Annotated in this window: 17 protein-coding genes and 1 tRNA gene; 9 read left to right on the top strand and 9 right to left on the bottom strand. The window is 41.1% G+C overall.

Annotated elements, in window-relative coordinates; genetic code table 11:
* The first annotated feature begins 290 nt into the window (after positions 1 to 290).
* Entirely contained in the window at positions 291 to 1,151 is an 861-nt protein-coding gene (locus AACX68_RS01320) for an N-acyl homoserine lactonase (protein WP_228860379.1), read from the top strand.
* A 186-nt stretch (positions 1,152 to 1,337) separates the two neighbouring features.
* Complete coding sequence (locus tag AACX68_RS01315; RefSeq protein WP_228860378.1) at positions 1,338 to 1,883, top strand: GNAT family N-acetyltransferase; 546 nt, start codon at positions 1,338 to 1,340, stop codon at positions 1,881 to 1,883.
* 62 nt (positions 1,884 to 1,945) lie between these two features.
* On the opposite strand, the gene AACX68_RS01310 is transcribed toward AACX68_RS01315, so the two are convergent.
* Together AACX68_RS01310 and dnaQ are read right to left on the bottom strand one after the other, a co-directional pair.
* Positions 1,946 to 2,022: transfer RNA gene (locus tag AACX68_RS01310), tRNA-Asp, on the bottom strand.
* A 139-nt stretch (positions 2,023 to 2,161) separates the two neighbouring features.
* Positions 2,162 to 2,911 (bottom strand): DNA polymerase III subunit epsilon, encoded by a 750-nt coding sequence (gene dnaQ, locus AACX68_RS01305; RefSeq protein WP_228860377.1) that lies wholly within the window; start codon positions 2,909 to 2,911, stop codon positions 2,162 to 2,164.
* Between the two features lie 63 nt (positions 2,912 to 2,974).
* Between dnaQ and rnhA the strand changes: the two genes are divergently transcribed.
* Positions 2,975 to 3,436: a ribonuclease HI gene (gene rnhA, locus AACX68_RS01300; RefSeq protein WP_228860376.1), complete on the top strand. Its 462-nt coding sequence runs from the start codon at positions 2,975 to 2,977 to the stop codon at positions 3,434 to 3,436.
* A 25-nt stretch (positions 3,437 to 3,461) separates the two neighbouring features.
* Here the strand turns inward: rnhA and AACX68_RS01295 are convergent, their stop codons facing one another.
* Positions 3,462 to 4,178: a methyltransferase domain-containing protein gene (locus AACX68_RS01295; protein ID WP_228860375.1), complete on the bottom strand. Its 717-nt coding sequence runs from the start codon at positions 4,176 to 4,178 to the stop codon at positions 3,462 to 3,464.
* A 129-nt stretch (positions 4,179 to 4,307) separates the two neighbouring features.
* Between AACX68_RS01295 and gloB the strand changes: the two genes are divergently transcribed.
* From gloB to AACX68_RS01270, 5 genes are all read left to right on the top strand, one after another.
* On the top strand, positions 4,308 to 5,063 hold the full coding sequence (gene gloB / locus AACX68_RS01290) for a hydroxyacylglutathione hydrolase (RefSeq protein ID WP_228860374.1): 756 nt from the start codon (positions 4,308 to 4,310) through the stop codon (positions 5,061 to 5,063).
* Positions 5,064 to 5,135: 72 nt separating this feature from the next.
* Entirely contained in the window at positions 5,136 to 6,467 is a 1,332-nt protein-coding gene (mltD, locus tag AACX68_RS01285) for a murein transglycosylase D (protein ID WP_228860373.1), read from the top strand.
* 378 nt (positions 6,468 to 6,845) lie between these two features.
* On the top strand, positions 6,846 to 7,376 hold the full coding sequence (locus AACX68_RS01280; protein WP_228860372.1) for a MepB family protein: 531 nt from the start codon (positions 6,846 to 6,848) through the stop codon (positions 7,374 to 7,376).
* A 98-nt stretch (positions 7,377 to 7,474) separates the two neighbouring features.
* Positions 7,475 to 7,765, top strand: a complete 291-nt coding sequence (locus AACX68_RS01275) for a putative quinol monooxygenase (protein WP_228860371.1) — start codon at positions 7,475 to 7,477, stop codon at positions 7,763 to 7,765.
* A 113-nt stretch (positions 7,766 to 7,878) separates the two neighbouring features.
* Positions 7,879 to 8,256, top strand: a complete 378-nt coding sequence (locus tag AACX68_RS01270) for a RidA family protein (RefSeq protein WP_228860370.1) — start codon at positions 7,879 to 7,881, stop codon at positions 8,254 to 8,256.
* Between the two features lie 96 nt (positions 8,257 to 8,352).
* Here the strand turns inward: AACX68_RS01270 and AACX68_RS01265 are convergent, their stop codons facing one another.
* Both AACX68_RS01265 and AACX68_RS01260 read right to left on the bottom strand, forming a co-directional pair.
* Positions 8,353 to 9,123, bottom strand: coding sequence for an ABC transporter permease (locus AACX68_RS01265; RefSeq protein WP_228860369.1), 771 nt, complete (start codon positions 9,121 to 9,123; stop codon positions 8,353 to 8,355).
* Entirely contained in the window at positions 9,120 to 10,046 is a 927-nt protein-coding gene (locus AACX68_RS01260; protein ID WP_228860368.1) for an ABC transporter ATP-binding protein, read from the bottom strand. The genes AACX68_RS01265 and AACX68_RS01260 overlap by 4 nt, the downstream gene beginning before the upstream one ends.
* Before the next feature lie 182 nt (positions 10,047 to 10,228).
* Here AACX68_RS01260 and can point away from each other — a divergent pair, with 182 nt between their 5' ends.
* Positions 10,229 to 10,882 carry a carbonate dehydratase gene (gene can / locus AACX68_RS01255; RefSeq protein WP_099110459.1) on the top strand — a complete coding sequence of 218 codons (654 nt, stop codon included), beginning with the start codon at positions 10,229 to 10,231 and terminating at the stop codon, positions 10,880 to 10,882.
* Positions 10,883 to 10,964: 82 nt separating this feature from the next.
* Here can and hpt read toward each other — a convergent pair whose 3' ends face one another.
* The 4 genes from hpt to AACX68_RS01235 all read right to left on the bottom strand — a co-directional run bounded on the left by hpt (position 10,965) and on the right by AACX68_RS01235 (position 14,436).
* Positions 10,965 to 11,501, bottom strand: a complete 537-nt coding sequence (gene hpt, locus AACX68_RS01250; RefSeq protein ID WP_099110457.1) for a hypoxanthine phosphoribosyltransferase — start codon at positions 11,499 to 11,501, stop codon at positions 10,965 to 10,967.
* A 398-nt stretch (positions 11,502 to 11,899) separates the two neighbouring features.
* Positions 11,900 to 12,043 (bottom strand): DUF2474 domain-containing protein, encoded by a 144-nt coding sequence (locus tag AACX68_RS01245; protein ID WP_228860380.1) that lies wholly within the window; start codon positions 12,041 to 12,043, stop codon positions 11,900 to 11,902.
* Between the two features lie 13 nt (positions 12,044 to 12,056).
* Positions 12,057 to 13,064: a cytochrome d ubiquinol oxidase subunit II gene (cydB, locus tag AACX68_RS01240; RefSeq protein ID WP_228860367.1), complete on the bottom strand. Its 1,008-nt coding sequence runs from the start codon at positions 13,062 to 13,064 to the stop codon at positions 12,057 to 12,059.
* Positions 13,054 to 14,436, bottom strand: coding sequence for a cytochrome ubiquinol oxidase subunit I (locus tag AACX68_RS01235; protein ID WP_228860366.1), 1,383 nt, complete (start codon positions 14,434 to 14,436; stop codon positions 13,054 to 13,056). The genes cydB and AACX68_RS01235 overlap by 11 nt, the downstream gene beginning before the upstream one ends.
* Positions 14,437 to 14,547 lie beyond the last annotated feature (111 nt).

The raw sequence follows: 14,547 nt of genomic DNA, 5'->3' as shown, positions 1-14,547 counted from the left end.
TCTAATTTCAGACATTGTTTTTATTTAAAGTTAAATCAATATTAAATTATCTATTTCAAGACTAATAAACCAAAAAGAAAAAACAATGAAATTTAACTCTCTAGTTTATATGCTTTCATATAATTATATTCTAACCACCCCTCCTTTTTACAACTCTCTGAATTTATAAAAAAACCAATAAAAATAAATTATCAACCGATAAAAAAAAGATATTTGAAACAACAAAATAAAAAAGTGAACTTATAACCTCCACCTCTTCTAAAACATTAAAATTTAATTGAGGAAAATCCATGAATAAGATAATAATTTTCATTGTATCGTTTTTATTAGGATTACAAATATCTTTTGCTGAAATTAGTTCAGAACAATATAAATCAGATCAAGATATAGCGGAAAAATTAACCCAAAGATATAATGACACTAGAAAGGATTGTGGAAGTAAAGACCTACCGGCATTTTTATGCTCTGGTATAATATTAAGAGGAACAAAACATTCAGATCAATATCGCGCATGGGATCCAAGCCCTCACTCAAGACAATCAGGAGGAGTTTCATTCTCTTATTTAAGAACAGATTCTAAGCTTTTTACATTAGATGCAGATTATCAAAATGGTTTTATTTTTTCTCCATACCTCAAACTTTTTGGTAAGACTAAACCTGAAGTTCTTTGCTATTTCCCCACAGATGCTGACTCTTTTGATAGAACTGGAAAAGGCTGTGGACAATTTCGCGATTCCCCACAAAGTAAACCTTGTCAATTGCAAGGAATTACTACAGCAAAACAATGGATAGAACATTATCATCGTGGTCTTAGTGATAAAACATACCAGTGTGGCTTTGACGTTCGCATGAAGCCAGGAAGAAATCCGGCAGATGCATTCATACAAGGAGTTCAAGCTCGCTTGCAACTTTCATTCAAGACAAATAATGAATTTATTTTAGCAACTTGGCCTCAACATATTCCTTATGAATTACCTATTGAAGCCTTTTTTTATCTTTCAGAAGGATTAAAAGGTGCCCAGTATGATCAAAAAGACTTCTATAAAGATACAGGAAAAATAATACCAATTATAAAAATAGAATTGCCTTCCGATTATACGAAAGAGGCTACTTTTACATATAGCCAAGAGGATCAGGTTGTTCACGATTAGATTCCAAACTAAACACTTAACTAGAAGTAATTTTTAAACGTGGCTATTTACAAATAGTTGTATATTTAAATTGTAAATAGCCACGATACAAATATTGAATAAAATACTGTCAAAAAGTAGAATCATTGAAGGATTTCACCATAATAAAAAATTATACTTTTCACTCTTAAACTAATTTTTATTAAAATGCCAAACTCTAATTTAACATTCATTCCTATATCAAAATTAAATATCAAGTTATTAAACTCCATCAATACTAAATGCGATGAACTCATTAAATTACTGCATAACTGTGTCGAAAATGGTGCATCTATCGGATTTATTTCACCATTGGGAGTGAATGAGGCGGCGCAATATTGGCAAGATGTCGAAACAGATGTTGTATCTGGTCATCGCTTGCTATTAGTGGCAATAGAAGGTGACAAAATCGCTGGCTCGGTACAACTTAGCCTTTGCAGAAAAAATAATGGGAAACATCGAGCTGATATAGAAAAACTAATGGTACACACAGCCTATCGCCGGCGTGGAATTGGCAATATGTTAATGGAAGAACTGGAACGTGTGGCAAAGCGGCATCAACGTAGTTTATTGATACTGGATACCCGCACAAATGATCCCGCTTCTGTCCTTTATCGAAAATGTGGCTTTGTTGAAGTCGGACAAATTCCGAATTATGTCATTAATGATAAAGGTGAATTCTCAGGAACAACCTATTTCTATAAAATGATTTGAGATTTTTTGGCTATTAGAAAAATGAAAAAGCCCCGAGTTTAAAACTCAGGGCTTATAAATTCTGGCGGTGCGGACGGGACTCGAACCCGCGACCCCCGGCGTGACAGGCCGGTATTCTAACCAACTGAACTACCGCACCGCTATGGTGTTCTGGTTGAGAACGGAGTGGATAATACGAGCCCCGGCTCAATACGTCAATCGATTTTTGTAATAAAATAGCGCGCTTGGGTAGTTTTTCACCTTAACGGTAAATTTATTGTCATTTAGCACTGTTCCCGTCAGTGTAATTGTTCAGGTTTCGTCCTCCACAGGCAACTTCCCCCTTTCTTCTCCACTAAATCTAAACGGGACTCATGCTGAAGCAATTCCTCATCAGAGGCGTAAATTACTTTCAGCCCTGCCTGTGGGCGGGTAATTTTTTGAATTTCCGCAACCTGTGCATTGTTGGATGCTTCCCCTTCCATCGAAAAAGCCAGCGATGTCTGACCACCAGTCATTGCCAGATAGACATCAGCCAAAATCTCGGCATCGAGTAATGCTCCGTGGAGAGTTCGTTTGGCGTTATCAATATGGTAACGATCACACAGCGCATCAAGGTTATTACGCTTACCGGGGAAAAGCTTCCTTGCCATCATCAGGCTATCGGTAATTGTACAAAATTCAGCAGTTGGCGGAATCCCTCGATTCAGTTTGTTGAATTCATAATCCATAAAACCGATATCAAACGTTGCGTTATGGATGATCAACTCAGCGCCACGGATAAATTCAATAAATTCATCGGCTATATCAGCAAATACGGGTTTATCCTGCAAAAATTCATCGCTAATGCCATGTACTTCAAAGGCTTCCGGGTCAACCAGACGATCCGGCTTGATATAAAGGTGAAAATGACGCCCTGTCAGACGACGGTTAATCACTTCCACCGCGCCGACTTCAATGATGTTATGCCCCTCGTAGTGAACTCCCAGTTTATTCATACCGGTTGTTTCAGTATCAAGGACGATTTGACGGGTAATTGCAGTGCTCATAGTGTTTTTTTGTGTCAGACTTAGAGTTTTGAATAAAGATGATATAGGAAGAGTCTACCAAATATGAATAAACAGGTAGAAATTTTCACCGATGGTTCCTGCCTCGGTAATCCGGGTCCCGGCGGATATGGTGTTTTACTTCGTTATAAACAAAAGGAAAAAACCTTAAATAAAGGTTATTTCCGTACAACCAATAACCGGATGGAGCTGATGGCTGCTATTGCTGCGCTGGAAGCCCTTAAAGAGCCATGCTCAATCACTCTTACCACTGACAGCCAATATGTTCGTCAGGGAATTACCCAGTGGATACATAACTGGAAAAAACGGGGCTGGAAAAAAGCTGATAAATCCCCGGTGATCAATGTTGATCTGTGGCAACGGCTGGATAAAGCCATTTCTCCCCACGAAATCGAATGGCATTGGGTCAAGGGGCATACCGGTCATCGTGAAAACGAATTGTGTGATGAACTTGCCCGTGCAGCGGCTAACGCCCCGACCCAAACCGACAGTGGCTATATTGAATAAAGCCACGCACTTCGTCTTTCAAAAGCTAATCGCGCTGATGAGAATTTTTCACGACGCCCAGTGCATTACTGAATTTCGGTTTCAACAATCTTGCCCGCATGGGATTGAGAGTCAGAGGTATTGTCCGCTTGCGGGCAATAATCACATTCAGGCAGCCAAATATTGATGACGAAGGTTCATGCGCATTATTGATACTCTTCCACGGTAAAATATGGAAGTTAGCATGATGAAGGACTTCATAATTCAGCAGGCGAAGCCAATCCAACTGGCGCAGTCTGGAAAACATCTGGGTTCGATAACACTGCCTGCGGCATACAACTGAAATCGTCTTTCTCAAACCCAACAGACTGATCGGGTTAAAGCCAGAGATAATGAGCCAGCCATCATCAATCATGATCCTATCCACTTCTCTAAGCAGCCAGTGAGGATCAACACTATAAGTCAGCATATGCGCCAGTAAACAGGCATCAACAGACTTAGCCTCAAAAGGGAGATAATGAGGATCGGCAATCACATTCATGCTTTCACCTTTCAGTCCCACATTAACCTGATGGCTGATTAGGCACGAGCGGCTGTCAATTTCTACACTTAAATTACCGATTTTCACTAAATGAAAACCAAAAATTTTCGGCCACCACGGTTCCAATTGCTGTTCCAAAGCGACACGGTAATACTCACCCCATGGTAATTCAGCCCAGGAAGCAGGCAGGGTTATTTGTTTGATTGCACGTGCTGATTGCATGTCATCTTCCTTCCAACCTACTATACTCTCCGTCTTTCAAGTTGCCTCTTTGTTGGTGGCGCTCACTTACCTCCACGACGCATCTTGAAACCCATTAAGAATAAAATCGATTGCTAAACGAGGCATATCATGAAGCTTATCAGGCTCCCAGCCCTTTCAGATAACTACATTTGGTTACTTTGTGACGAGAACAAGCATTGTGTCATTATCGATCCCGCTGAATCACAACCTGTTATGGATACTTTAGCAGCTAACCAACTTATTCCCATTGCTATCCTGTTGACACACCATCATCACGATCACGTTGGCGGTGTTGCCGGGCTACTTAAGCAATATCCAACATTACCTGTATATGGCCCGGAAGAGACCCAAAGTAAAGGGGCAACTCACGTTGTTCATGAAAATGATCTTATTGTGACAGGTAATTTTTCTTTTCAGGTTATTGCTCTACCGGGCCATACCCTTGGACATATTGCTTTCTATCAGGCTCCTTATCTATTTTGTGGAGATACCTTGTTTTCGGCGGGTTGTGGCAGGCTCTTCGAAGGTACCGCTGAGCAGATGTTTTCTTCCCTTGAGAAAATTGCCTCGCTGCCTGATGAAACGTTGATCTGTTGCGCCCATGAATATACTGCCGCGAATATGAAATTTGCGCTGGCTGTATTACCTGAAAATCAGGCTATTAGCGATTATCATAAGAAAATTATCGAGTTACGTGGAAAAGATCAGGCAACAGTTCCTACCACATTGAAAATAGAGAAAAAAATTAACGTTTTTCTAAATTGTCACGATATTGATTTACAAAAAAATATCGGTATTAAACCTAATTCAATACCACTTTCTTCTGTTTTTCAGCAATTAAGGGCTTATAAAGATCGATTTTGACTTTTTCGGGTTGTCTTCTGCTTAATAGGTCAGTATGATTGCTCACCTTTTAGGCAAACATCAAAGCAGAATATGAAGACAAAAGCGATCCTATTCGCATCTGTCTTGCTTGCCGGGTGTCAGTCGGGGCTACAACCAAAGTCCCCTTCCCAGCAGCATACACAGAAGATGTCTTCGACGAATCAGAAAACAAACGGTATTGCAGTACCAGAGGAAACTGCAAACTGGAAGGAGAGTCCGACAGCTCAACAAGATTTGTGGGGACATATCCGTGATGAGTTGAAGATGGAAATTCCTGATAATAACAGGGTGCGTGAACAGCAGAATTATTACCTGAAACACAAGAGTTATCTCCAAAATGTGGCGTTACGCTCGGAACCATATATGTATTGGATCGTTGAGCAAATTGATCAGCGAAATATACCTATGGAAGTGGCCTTGCTTCCCATAGTGGAGAGTGCTTTTAATCCTCATGCGACATCTTACGCCAACGCGGTTGGCTTATGGCAGATTATTCCCAGCACAGGCCGGCATTATGGTCTGACGCAGGATAAATGGTACGATGCGCGTCGTGATGTTGCGGCATCCACAACTGCTGCCCTGAATATGCTTGAGCGTTTGAATGTCCGTTTTAACGGGGATTGGTTACTCACTATAGCGGCTTATAACAGTGGTGAAGGCCGCGTTGCACGGGCAATCAGAGAAAATCAGTCTAAGGGGAAACCAACAGATTTTTGGTCATTGGAGTTGCCACGTGAAACGATGCATTACGTTCCTAAGATACTGGCACTCAGTAATGTCATTCGTCAAAACGAAAAATATGGCTTTACATTACCGAAACCCAATATTCAGCAGGCACTTGCCAAAGTTGAGGTAGGGCAGCAAATCACGCTATCACAGGCTGCTGAGTTGTCCGGGCTTTCCCTGACCTCCATGAAAGCTTATAACCCCGGCTATAAACAGGGCATGACCTCTCCTCATGGGCCGCATTACATTATGTTGCCAAAGGAGAATGCTGGTCAGCTTAAACACTCACTGGCAGATAAGAGTGTGTTGAAAGAGATTAGTCTGGCCGTTGCGAAAAATCTTCGTCAGTTACATCAACAAAGTCATTACACCGTTCGTTCAGGTGATACCTTATCTGCTATTGCAAAGCGATTTAAGACATCTCACTATCAACTACAGAAATTGAACGGTCTGAAGACTGCTGACAGGCTCAAAATCGGGCAGGTTCTGAAGGTGAATATCAGTGAACCGATTAAATATCAGGTTCGCAAAGGGGATTCTTTTACCAGCATTGCTAAACGGCATGGTGTAAATCTTAATGATCTGATGAACTGGAATAAGGGCATCAAGCTCAAAGATATGAAACCGGGTCTGGCGCTAACGCTGTATCTGAACTGATTTCAATTCCAACCTATACATCCGATATACCCAATGGATTTCGAGTTGCATCGCGGCGGCAAGGGAGTAAACCCCCAGGAGCATAGATAACCGTATATTTATAAAAACGGTGACTGGGGTGAGCGAGCGCAGCCAACAAAGAGGCAGCTTGAAAGACGAAGGGTATAGATATCGCTCCCTGATCGAAAGACTGGGAGCGATTCTTTTTTGAGATATATTCAGCTATACACAATGGATTTCAAGATGCATCGCGGCGGCAAGGGAACGCATCCCCGGGAGCATAGATGACTATGTGACTGGGGTGAGCGAGCGCAGCCAACAAAGAGGCAACTTGAAAGACGAAGTGTATAACCTCAAAACCAATAAAGGAATACTATATTGTCATCATCTGATTTCGATAAAAATAATGTCCCAGATAGCTTTCAGGAAGTATACAGACAATTATTGCTCCCTGCTGGTTTCCGCCTGAATACCCCACCCAGCAAAGAAAATGAAAGCCATGATTATGAAGCAATGCGATTCATACTGAATGGAAAATTAATCCTTTTTCGTCAGGCTAAAATCACGCCACGTAAAATAGGTCAATTTGTTACATTATGGAAAAGGCCTTCTCCTAATGCAGAAATAATGCCATTAGACGCCATAGATAATATTGATTTTTGCCTGATAGCCACTTTCACAGAGGATAAAAAAGGTATTTTTCTATTTGATTCAGATGTTCTGTTCAGGAAAGGTGTATTTTCTTCTGCAACGAAAGAGGGGAAAAGAGCTATTCGAGTATACCCTTTCTGGGATTTCCCCAATTCTAAACAGGCAATTCAAACCCAAAAATGGCAGTCATCTTATTTTATCAACTTAGATAATCCATTAGCTGCAATTGAGAAATTAAAGAATATATTATCCAATTAAAAAAGTAACTAAGGTATATTATTAAAATATAAAAATCATTTGAAATAACGATTCAACTTAGGTATACCAGTATTCTTCCCCAAATAAGGATGTCATGCATGTATAAAAATGGTTATTTTGTTACAGCAGAAATTAGAGCTAAAGAAAATACAGATCTTAATGTCGTTATCAGAGAGTTAAAAGTCTTACAAGAAAAAACACTGTCAGAACCGGAATGTGAAATATTCTTCATTCACCAATCAAACGAAAACCCAAACACATTTATCATGTGGGAAAAATTCACCAGCCCGGATGCGTTAAAAAAACATTTTGAATATGACCATACCAAGTATTATCTATCACTCGACTTAACAGAAGTTATTCAGGTTTTTACTACCGATACGATTTAACTATACACAATGGATTTCAAGATGCATCGCGGCAGCAAGAGAGAGACAACTTGAAAGACGAAGTGTATACATTCAAATACTCTACACTGCTAATATTATATAAGGAGTCTCTCATGGTTACTCGAATAAACTATTCCAGCCTCCCACAAGTGAAAGGCCCTTATGTACATGCGGTAAAACATCAAGGCTTGCTGTATATTTCAGGGCTGACCGCACTGGGTACAGAGTCACAACAGCATGGTGTTGAAGCACAGACTCTGACTATTCTCCAGCAAATATCATCCATTCTTGAACAAGAAAAATGTCACAAATCTGATCTCATTAAATTTACGATCTTCGTCAAGGATATCAACCAGCTCCCTCTTATCCGTCCTTTATTATTTAACTTCTGTGAAGGAAGTTTACCAGCGTGTTCTCTGGTAGAAATATCAAATCTAATTCATCAGGATTTGCAGATAGAAATTGAATCAATTGTAGCTATCAGAGACTGATTCATATTAAGCAGGCAGTAAGTAGATAATCGGTTTATATTTACTATGCTGCCTTGTTGTGAAACACAGCAAGACAGCATATTTGTGTAATCTAGTTTAAGTTCTCAGCCCTCTGCCGGATTCAATTAAATACCAAGCCAGTAGGTAAAACCCAAGTATAAATACGCCCAGCATACCCAGTGTCATAGCCAGAGAGACATCCGCAATACCGAGGAAACCATAACGGAACCCACTGATCATATATACGATTGGGTTTAGCTTCGAGACCATCTGCCAAAATTCCGGCAACAGCGTCAGAGAATAAAAGACACCGCCCAAATAGGTCAGCGGAGTCAGAATAAACGTTGGAATGATACTAATATCATCAAATGTTTTCGCAAAAATGGCATTCAGTAATCCAGCCAATGCAAATAAGATTGATGTTGCTAACAGAGTTATTACCACCATTCCCCATGAGTGAATCTCTAATGGCACGAAAAACAGGGAAACCAGCGTCACCAAAATACCGACACACACACCACGGGCTACACCACCACCGACAAATCCGGCAATAATCACATGAGTCGGTACAGGAGCAACCAAAATTTCCTCAATACTGCGCTGGAATTTACCACTAAAGAAAGAAGAGGAAACATTTGCATATGAGTTAGTGATCACAGACATCATAATCAGCCCGGGAACAATAAACTGCATATATGTGAATCCCCCCATTTCACCAATACGGGAACCGACTAAGTTACCGAAAATAACAAAATAGAGAGACATGGTAATCACAGGAGGCAATAGGGTTTGCACCCAAATTCGACCAAAGCGAGTAATTTCCTTAATCCAGATGGTTTTCAATGCCACCCAATAAAGTTGGATCATGAGCGAGCTCCTTGGCTATTATTTGTCAACCCAACAAATAGTTCTTCCAAACGATTCGCCTTGTTGCGCATACTGTTAATCTGAATACCCTGCGTACTTAATTGGGAGAAAACATCATTTAGTCCCTGCCCTCGTTTCACATCCACTTCTAGCGTAGCTGTGTCAACCAAGCGATAGCTATAGCCTTCAAGCGTAGGCATGCTTCCTTCAGGCGCTAAATCGAGTAAAAATGTTTCTACCTCCAGTTGGCTGAGTAGATCTTTCATGCTGGTATTTTCCACCAGTTCACCATGCTGAATAATGCCAATATTACGGCAAAGCATTTCTGCTTCTTCCAGATAGTGAGTTGTCAGAATAATCGTGGTTCCTTGCTCATTAAGAGACTTCAGAAAGTCCCACATAGAGCGGCGCAGTTCGATATCAACACCCGCAGTCGGTTCATCCAGAATTAATAACTTTGGCTGATGCATCAAAGCGCGGGCGATCATCAGGCGGCGTTTCATTCCCCCTGACAGACGATTTGCCCGTTCATTACGTTTGCCCCAGAGATCGAGTTGTGACAGGTAGGTTTCCGCCCTGTTTTGTGCCACATTGCGTGGTACGCCGTAGTATCCCGCCTGATTCAGCACAATCTGAATCACAGTTTCAAATGGGTTAAAATTAAATTCCTGCGGGACTAACCCCAGTTGCCGTTTAGCATTGACTAAATCCGTATCAATATCGTAACCGAATACATTAACCTTACCGCTGCTTTTATTGACCAGCGAACTAATAATGCCGATAGTCGTTGATTTCCCGGCACCATTTGGTCCCAACAGCGCGTAAAAATCGCCGGTTTCCACTCGCAGATCAATCCCACGCAGCGCTTTTACTCCACCGTTATAGGTCTTCGTAAGCTGCGTCAATTCCAATGCATAAGCCATAAGTAAACAACACCTTTATTTTTCTGCTATTTTTTGAGTGCAAGGACAGATTATGCCATTCTTTTCCCTGCACTTCTTTTCAATGATAGGGATCAACTCAAAAACATTACTCAATTAAATATTAAATTCTCAATTAATGTTGTATATGATTCTATCTCAAAAATGTTGCCAGGCTATTAGTCATGATGAGAAAAATTGAAGAGCTGTTTGCCCGGAACAAGCAGTGGTCAGAGTCTGTAAATGAAGAAAATCCTCATTTCTTCAAGGAATTATCAAAAGCACAAAAGCCACACTTTCTATGGATAGGCTGTTCTGATAGCCGTGTGCCTGCTGAAAAACTGATTGATGCTGCACCGGGTGATCTTTTCGTTCACCGGAATGTTGCAAATCTAGTTATACACACCGATTTAAATTGTTTATCTGTTGTGCAGTATGCTGTCGATGTTTTACAGGTTGAACATATAATCATCTGTGGTCATTACGGATGCGGTGGTATTGAAGCAGCAGTAAACGGAACTGAATTAGGTTTAATCAATAACTGGCTGCTCCATATTCGTGATTTGTGGTACAAACACAGCTCAATGCTTGGTGAATTGCCACCTAATGATCGACTGAATCGCCTGTGTGAGCTGAATGTGATTGAACAGGTTTATAACCTTGGTCATTCAACCATTATGCAATCCGCGTGGAAACGTGGACAAAAGGTCATGATACATGGCTGGGTATATGGTTTGAAAGATGGCGAACTGCATGATTTGGATATTACCGCAGACAGCCGTGAAAAACTGGAGCTTAATTACCGTCAGGCTATCTCTAAGCTGGCTCGTAAAAAATAACAAGTTCCCGTAAAAATAAATGGCAGCAAAAAGGCTGCCATTTATTTACTACACCGGTACCTGTTTGCATTATTGCAAAAATTTACTCTTCCAGCAGAGTAACATGGCCGATATAAGGCAGATGACGATAGCGCTGAGCATAATCAATGCCATAACCCACCACGAATTTGTCTTCAATTGAGTAACCGATCCACTCAACAGGCACATCAACTTCGCGGCGGGATGGTTTGTTCAGTAACGTACAAATTGCCAGAGAATTTGGTTCACGAAGAGACAGAATCTCACGGATTTTATTCAGTGTATTCCCGGAGTCGATAATATCTTCAACGATTAACACATCTTTACCACGAATATCTTCATCCAGATCCTTCAGGATCTTCACATCGCGGGTAGAATCCATTCCATTGCCGTAGCTGGATGCGGTCATAAAATCCACTTCATGAGAAACCTGAATTTCACGGCACAAATCTGCCATGAAAATAAACGATCCTCTCAGCAGGCCAACCAATACCAGCTCACGATCGCTATTGCGATAATGTTCTGTAATCTGTTGCCCTAATTCAGCAATACGTTGTTTAACCTCCTGCTCGGAGATCATCACTTCTACAATATGTTTCAATTTCACATACCTATTTGTTTTAAAACAATAAACCCATCTTTAATTATGTGATAAATCACCAATATTGATACACCGAGTGATATACAGTTAGTCGCACGAAGACGGACACATAAGAAAACATGAGAACAAAATATTTACGGAGTATACCAGAAGGAATCGATTGCGGTAAAAGAAGAAGCCAGACCTAGTACTCCAGCCGCAGCCCGCATTGTGTCATGATGGCCTTCTTCCCTTCTTTCTAACACTGAGGAAGTGTCACATCAATTACGTAGGCTCAGCGCATCGAAATACCAACGAACACATTGGGCAATGATATCTGCGGGACAGTGGAAAGGGAATTGTTTGAACGTGTTCTGTGCTCACTCAAAAATAGGCCGCATAATGAGCGGCCTATCTTACTAATGTGTTCTCATCCCGGCACTGTACATTAATAATTTAAACAGTGTGGCGACAATCCCCAGACTTAAGACACTTGCTAACCAGATAGTTATCATCCACCCCAGTTTCTTATACCAACGGGAGTCATTCCGATTTTCTATCAGAGGTAAATGAAGATTAGTGATAGCTTTCACCTGATTTAACTTTTCCTCGAAAGACATAATAACTCCAACTTGTGTAACCTAAGACTACAGGAATAATTAATAACCCACCCACTAACATAAACCCTTGGCTTTGTGGTGGAGAAGCGGCATCCCAGATAGAAACAGACGGTGGAATAATATTAGGCCACAGGCTGATACCTAAACCGGAGAAGCCTAAAAATATCAATAACAAGGTCAGGAAAAATGGCGCGTAGTTACCATAGTTATAGGCACTACGAACAAGGCACCATGTGCTGGCTAAAACTAATAATGGAACCGGCAGCAAGAAGTAGAGATTAGGTAAACTGAACCAGCGCAAAGCAATATCTGCATGTGCCAAAGGTGTCCAGATACTAATGACAGCAATGACAGCCAATAAAGCGAGGGCTAAATAAACAGTCAACGAGCACATCTTACGATGCAACCGGTATTCAGTTTTCATTATTAACCATGAGCTGCCTAATAAAGCATAAGCAATAATCAACCCAAAACCACAAAATAGCGGAAATGGCGCAAGCCATGAGAGTGCTGAACCACTAAAATGACGGCCTGTTATCTCAAAGCCATTAATCACCGCACCAACAGTAATCCCCTGGCAAAATGTCGCTAACAGTGAACCACCGATAAAAGCGCGATCCCAGAAAGCGCGGTGTTCAGGCAGTGCTTTGAAGCGGAATTCAAAAGCAACTCCGCGGAAAATAAGCCCGACTAGCATCAGTGTCAGCGGAATGGTTAATGCATCTATAATAACGGAATAAGCCAGTGGAAAAGCGCCATATAGCGCAGCACCACCCAATACCAGCCACGTTTCATTCCCATCCCATACAGGGGCGACAGTATTAACCATCACATTCCGTTCGGTAGGATCTTTGGTAAAAGGCAATATGATCCCGATACCCAAATCAAAGCCATCAGCAACAATGTACATCAGTGTGGCGAAGATAATGATGACAAACCAGATAATAGAAAGATCAATACCCATTCTGTTTTTCTCCACTAATCGGTTGCTGCATTTCAGAATGACTTGGAGATGCTATTTCTTCAGGCCCCTGTTTCACCAGACGCATCATATAAAAGTACCCAATGCCGAAAACAGAAAAATAGACCAGAATAAAGAGCAATAAACTTAAGCTCATTTGCATATCGCCGTGCGCTGAAACAGCATCTTTTGTACGCTGTAACCCATAGACCACCCACGGTTGTCGGCCAATTTCAGTCGTAAACCAACCTGCGAGAATAGCGATTAAGCCAGAAGGCCCCATCAGAAGAACAAAACGTAAAAAAGCACGGGAGCGGTATATTTTCTGTTTTCTCCGCAGTAAAACACCTGCGACCCCTAATAAAATCATTAGCATACCGAGACCTGCCATGATTCGGAATGACCAGAAAATAATGGTCGCGTTAGGCCTGTCTTCGGGAGGGAAAGACTTAAGAGCGGGAATTTGTTTTTCCAGACTGTGGGTCAGGATAAGGCTACCCAAGTAAGGAACTTCCAGTGCATATTTGGTTTTCTCTTCATTCATATCTGGTATACCAAATAAGATCAGTGGAGTTGCTTCACCTGATGTATTACTCCAATGTCCTTCAATAGCCGCAATTTTTGCTGGCTGATGTTCAAGGGTATTCAGTCCATGAGCATCACCGATAACCGCCTGAATGGGAGCAATAATTAAAATTAGCCATAACGCCATAGAAAGCATTTTACGTACAGGGGCGGTGTCTTTTCCACGAAGCAGTAGCCAGACCGCACACGCCGCGATAAACAGGGCACTGGCAAGGAACGCACCGACAGACATGTGTAATAGGCGATAAGGAAATGAAGGATTAAATATTATCTGTAACCAGTTATCAGGAATAACAATACCATTTTCGATGTGATATCCCTGAGGTGTTTGCATCCAGCTGTTTGAAGAGAGGATCCAGAAGGTAGAAATAATAGTTCCTACTGCCACCATGCAAGTGGCAAAAAAGTGCAGTTTTCTACCGACCTTATTCCAGCCAAATAACATAATGCCGAGGAAGCCAGCCTCAAGAAAGAAGGCAGTAAGCACTTCATAAGTCAATAACGGGCCTGTAATGCTGCCGGCAAATTGTGAGAACCCACTCCAGTTTGTGCCGAACTGATAGGCCATGACCAAACCAGAAACAACCCCCATTCCAAAGTTAACGGCAAAAATTTTTATCCAGAAGTGGTATAGCTTCAAATAACTTTCCTCTTTTGTTTTTAGCCATAAACCTTCTAGGATTGCAAGAAAACTGGCCAGGCCAATGGTTAAAGCCGGAAAGATAATATGAAATGATACAGTGAAAGCGAATTGGATCCTGGCAAGATGAAAAGCGTCTAGTCCGAACATAGCGCCTCCATCAGCATTAATATATGTGCGATGATATTTTTCATTATTTATTTTACCTTATTGTTAGTTTGTTTTTTAATAAAAACAAACCTCAATATTGAGGTTTTATAA

The sequence above is a fragment of the Xenorhabdus sp. PB61.4 genome, assembly GCF_963894935.1.
Lineage (GTDB): Bacteria > Pseudomonadota > Gammaproteobacteria > Enterobacterales > Enterobacteriaceae > Xenorhabdus > Xenorhabdus stockiae.
The sequence above is the reverse complement of the archived record's forward strand: the minus strand, read 5'-3'. Positions and strand labels throughout refer to the sequence as shown.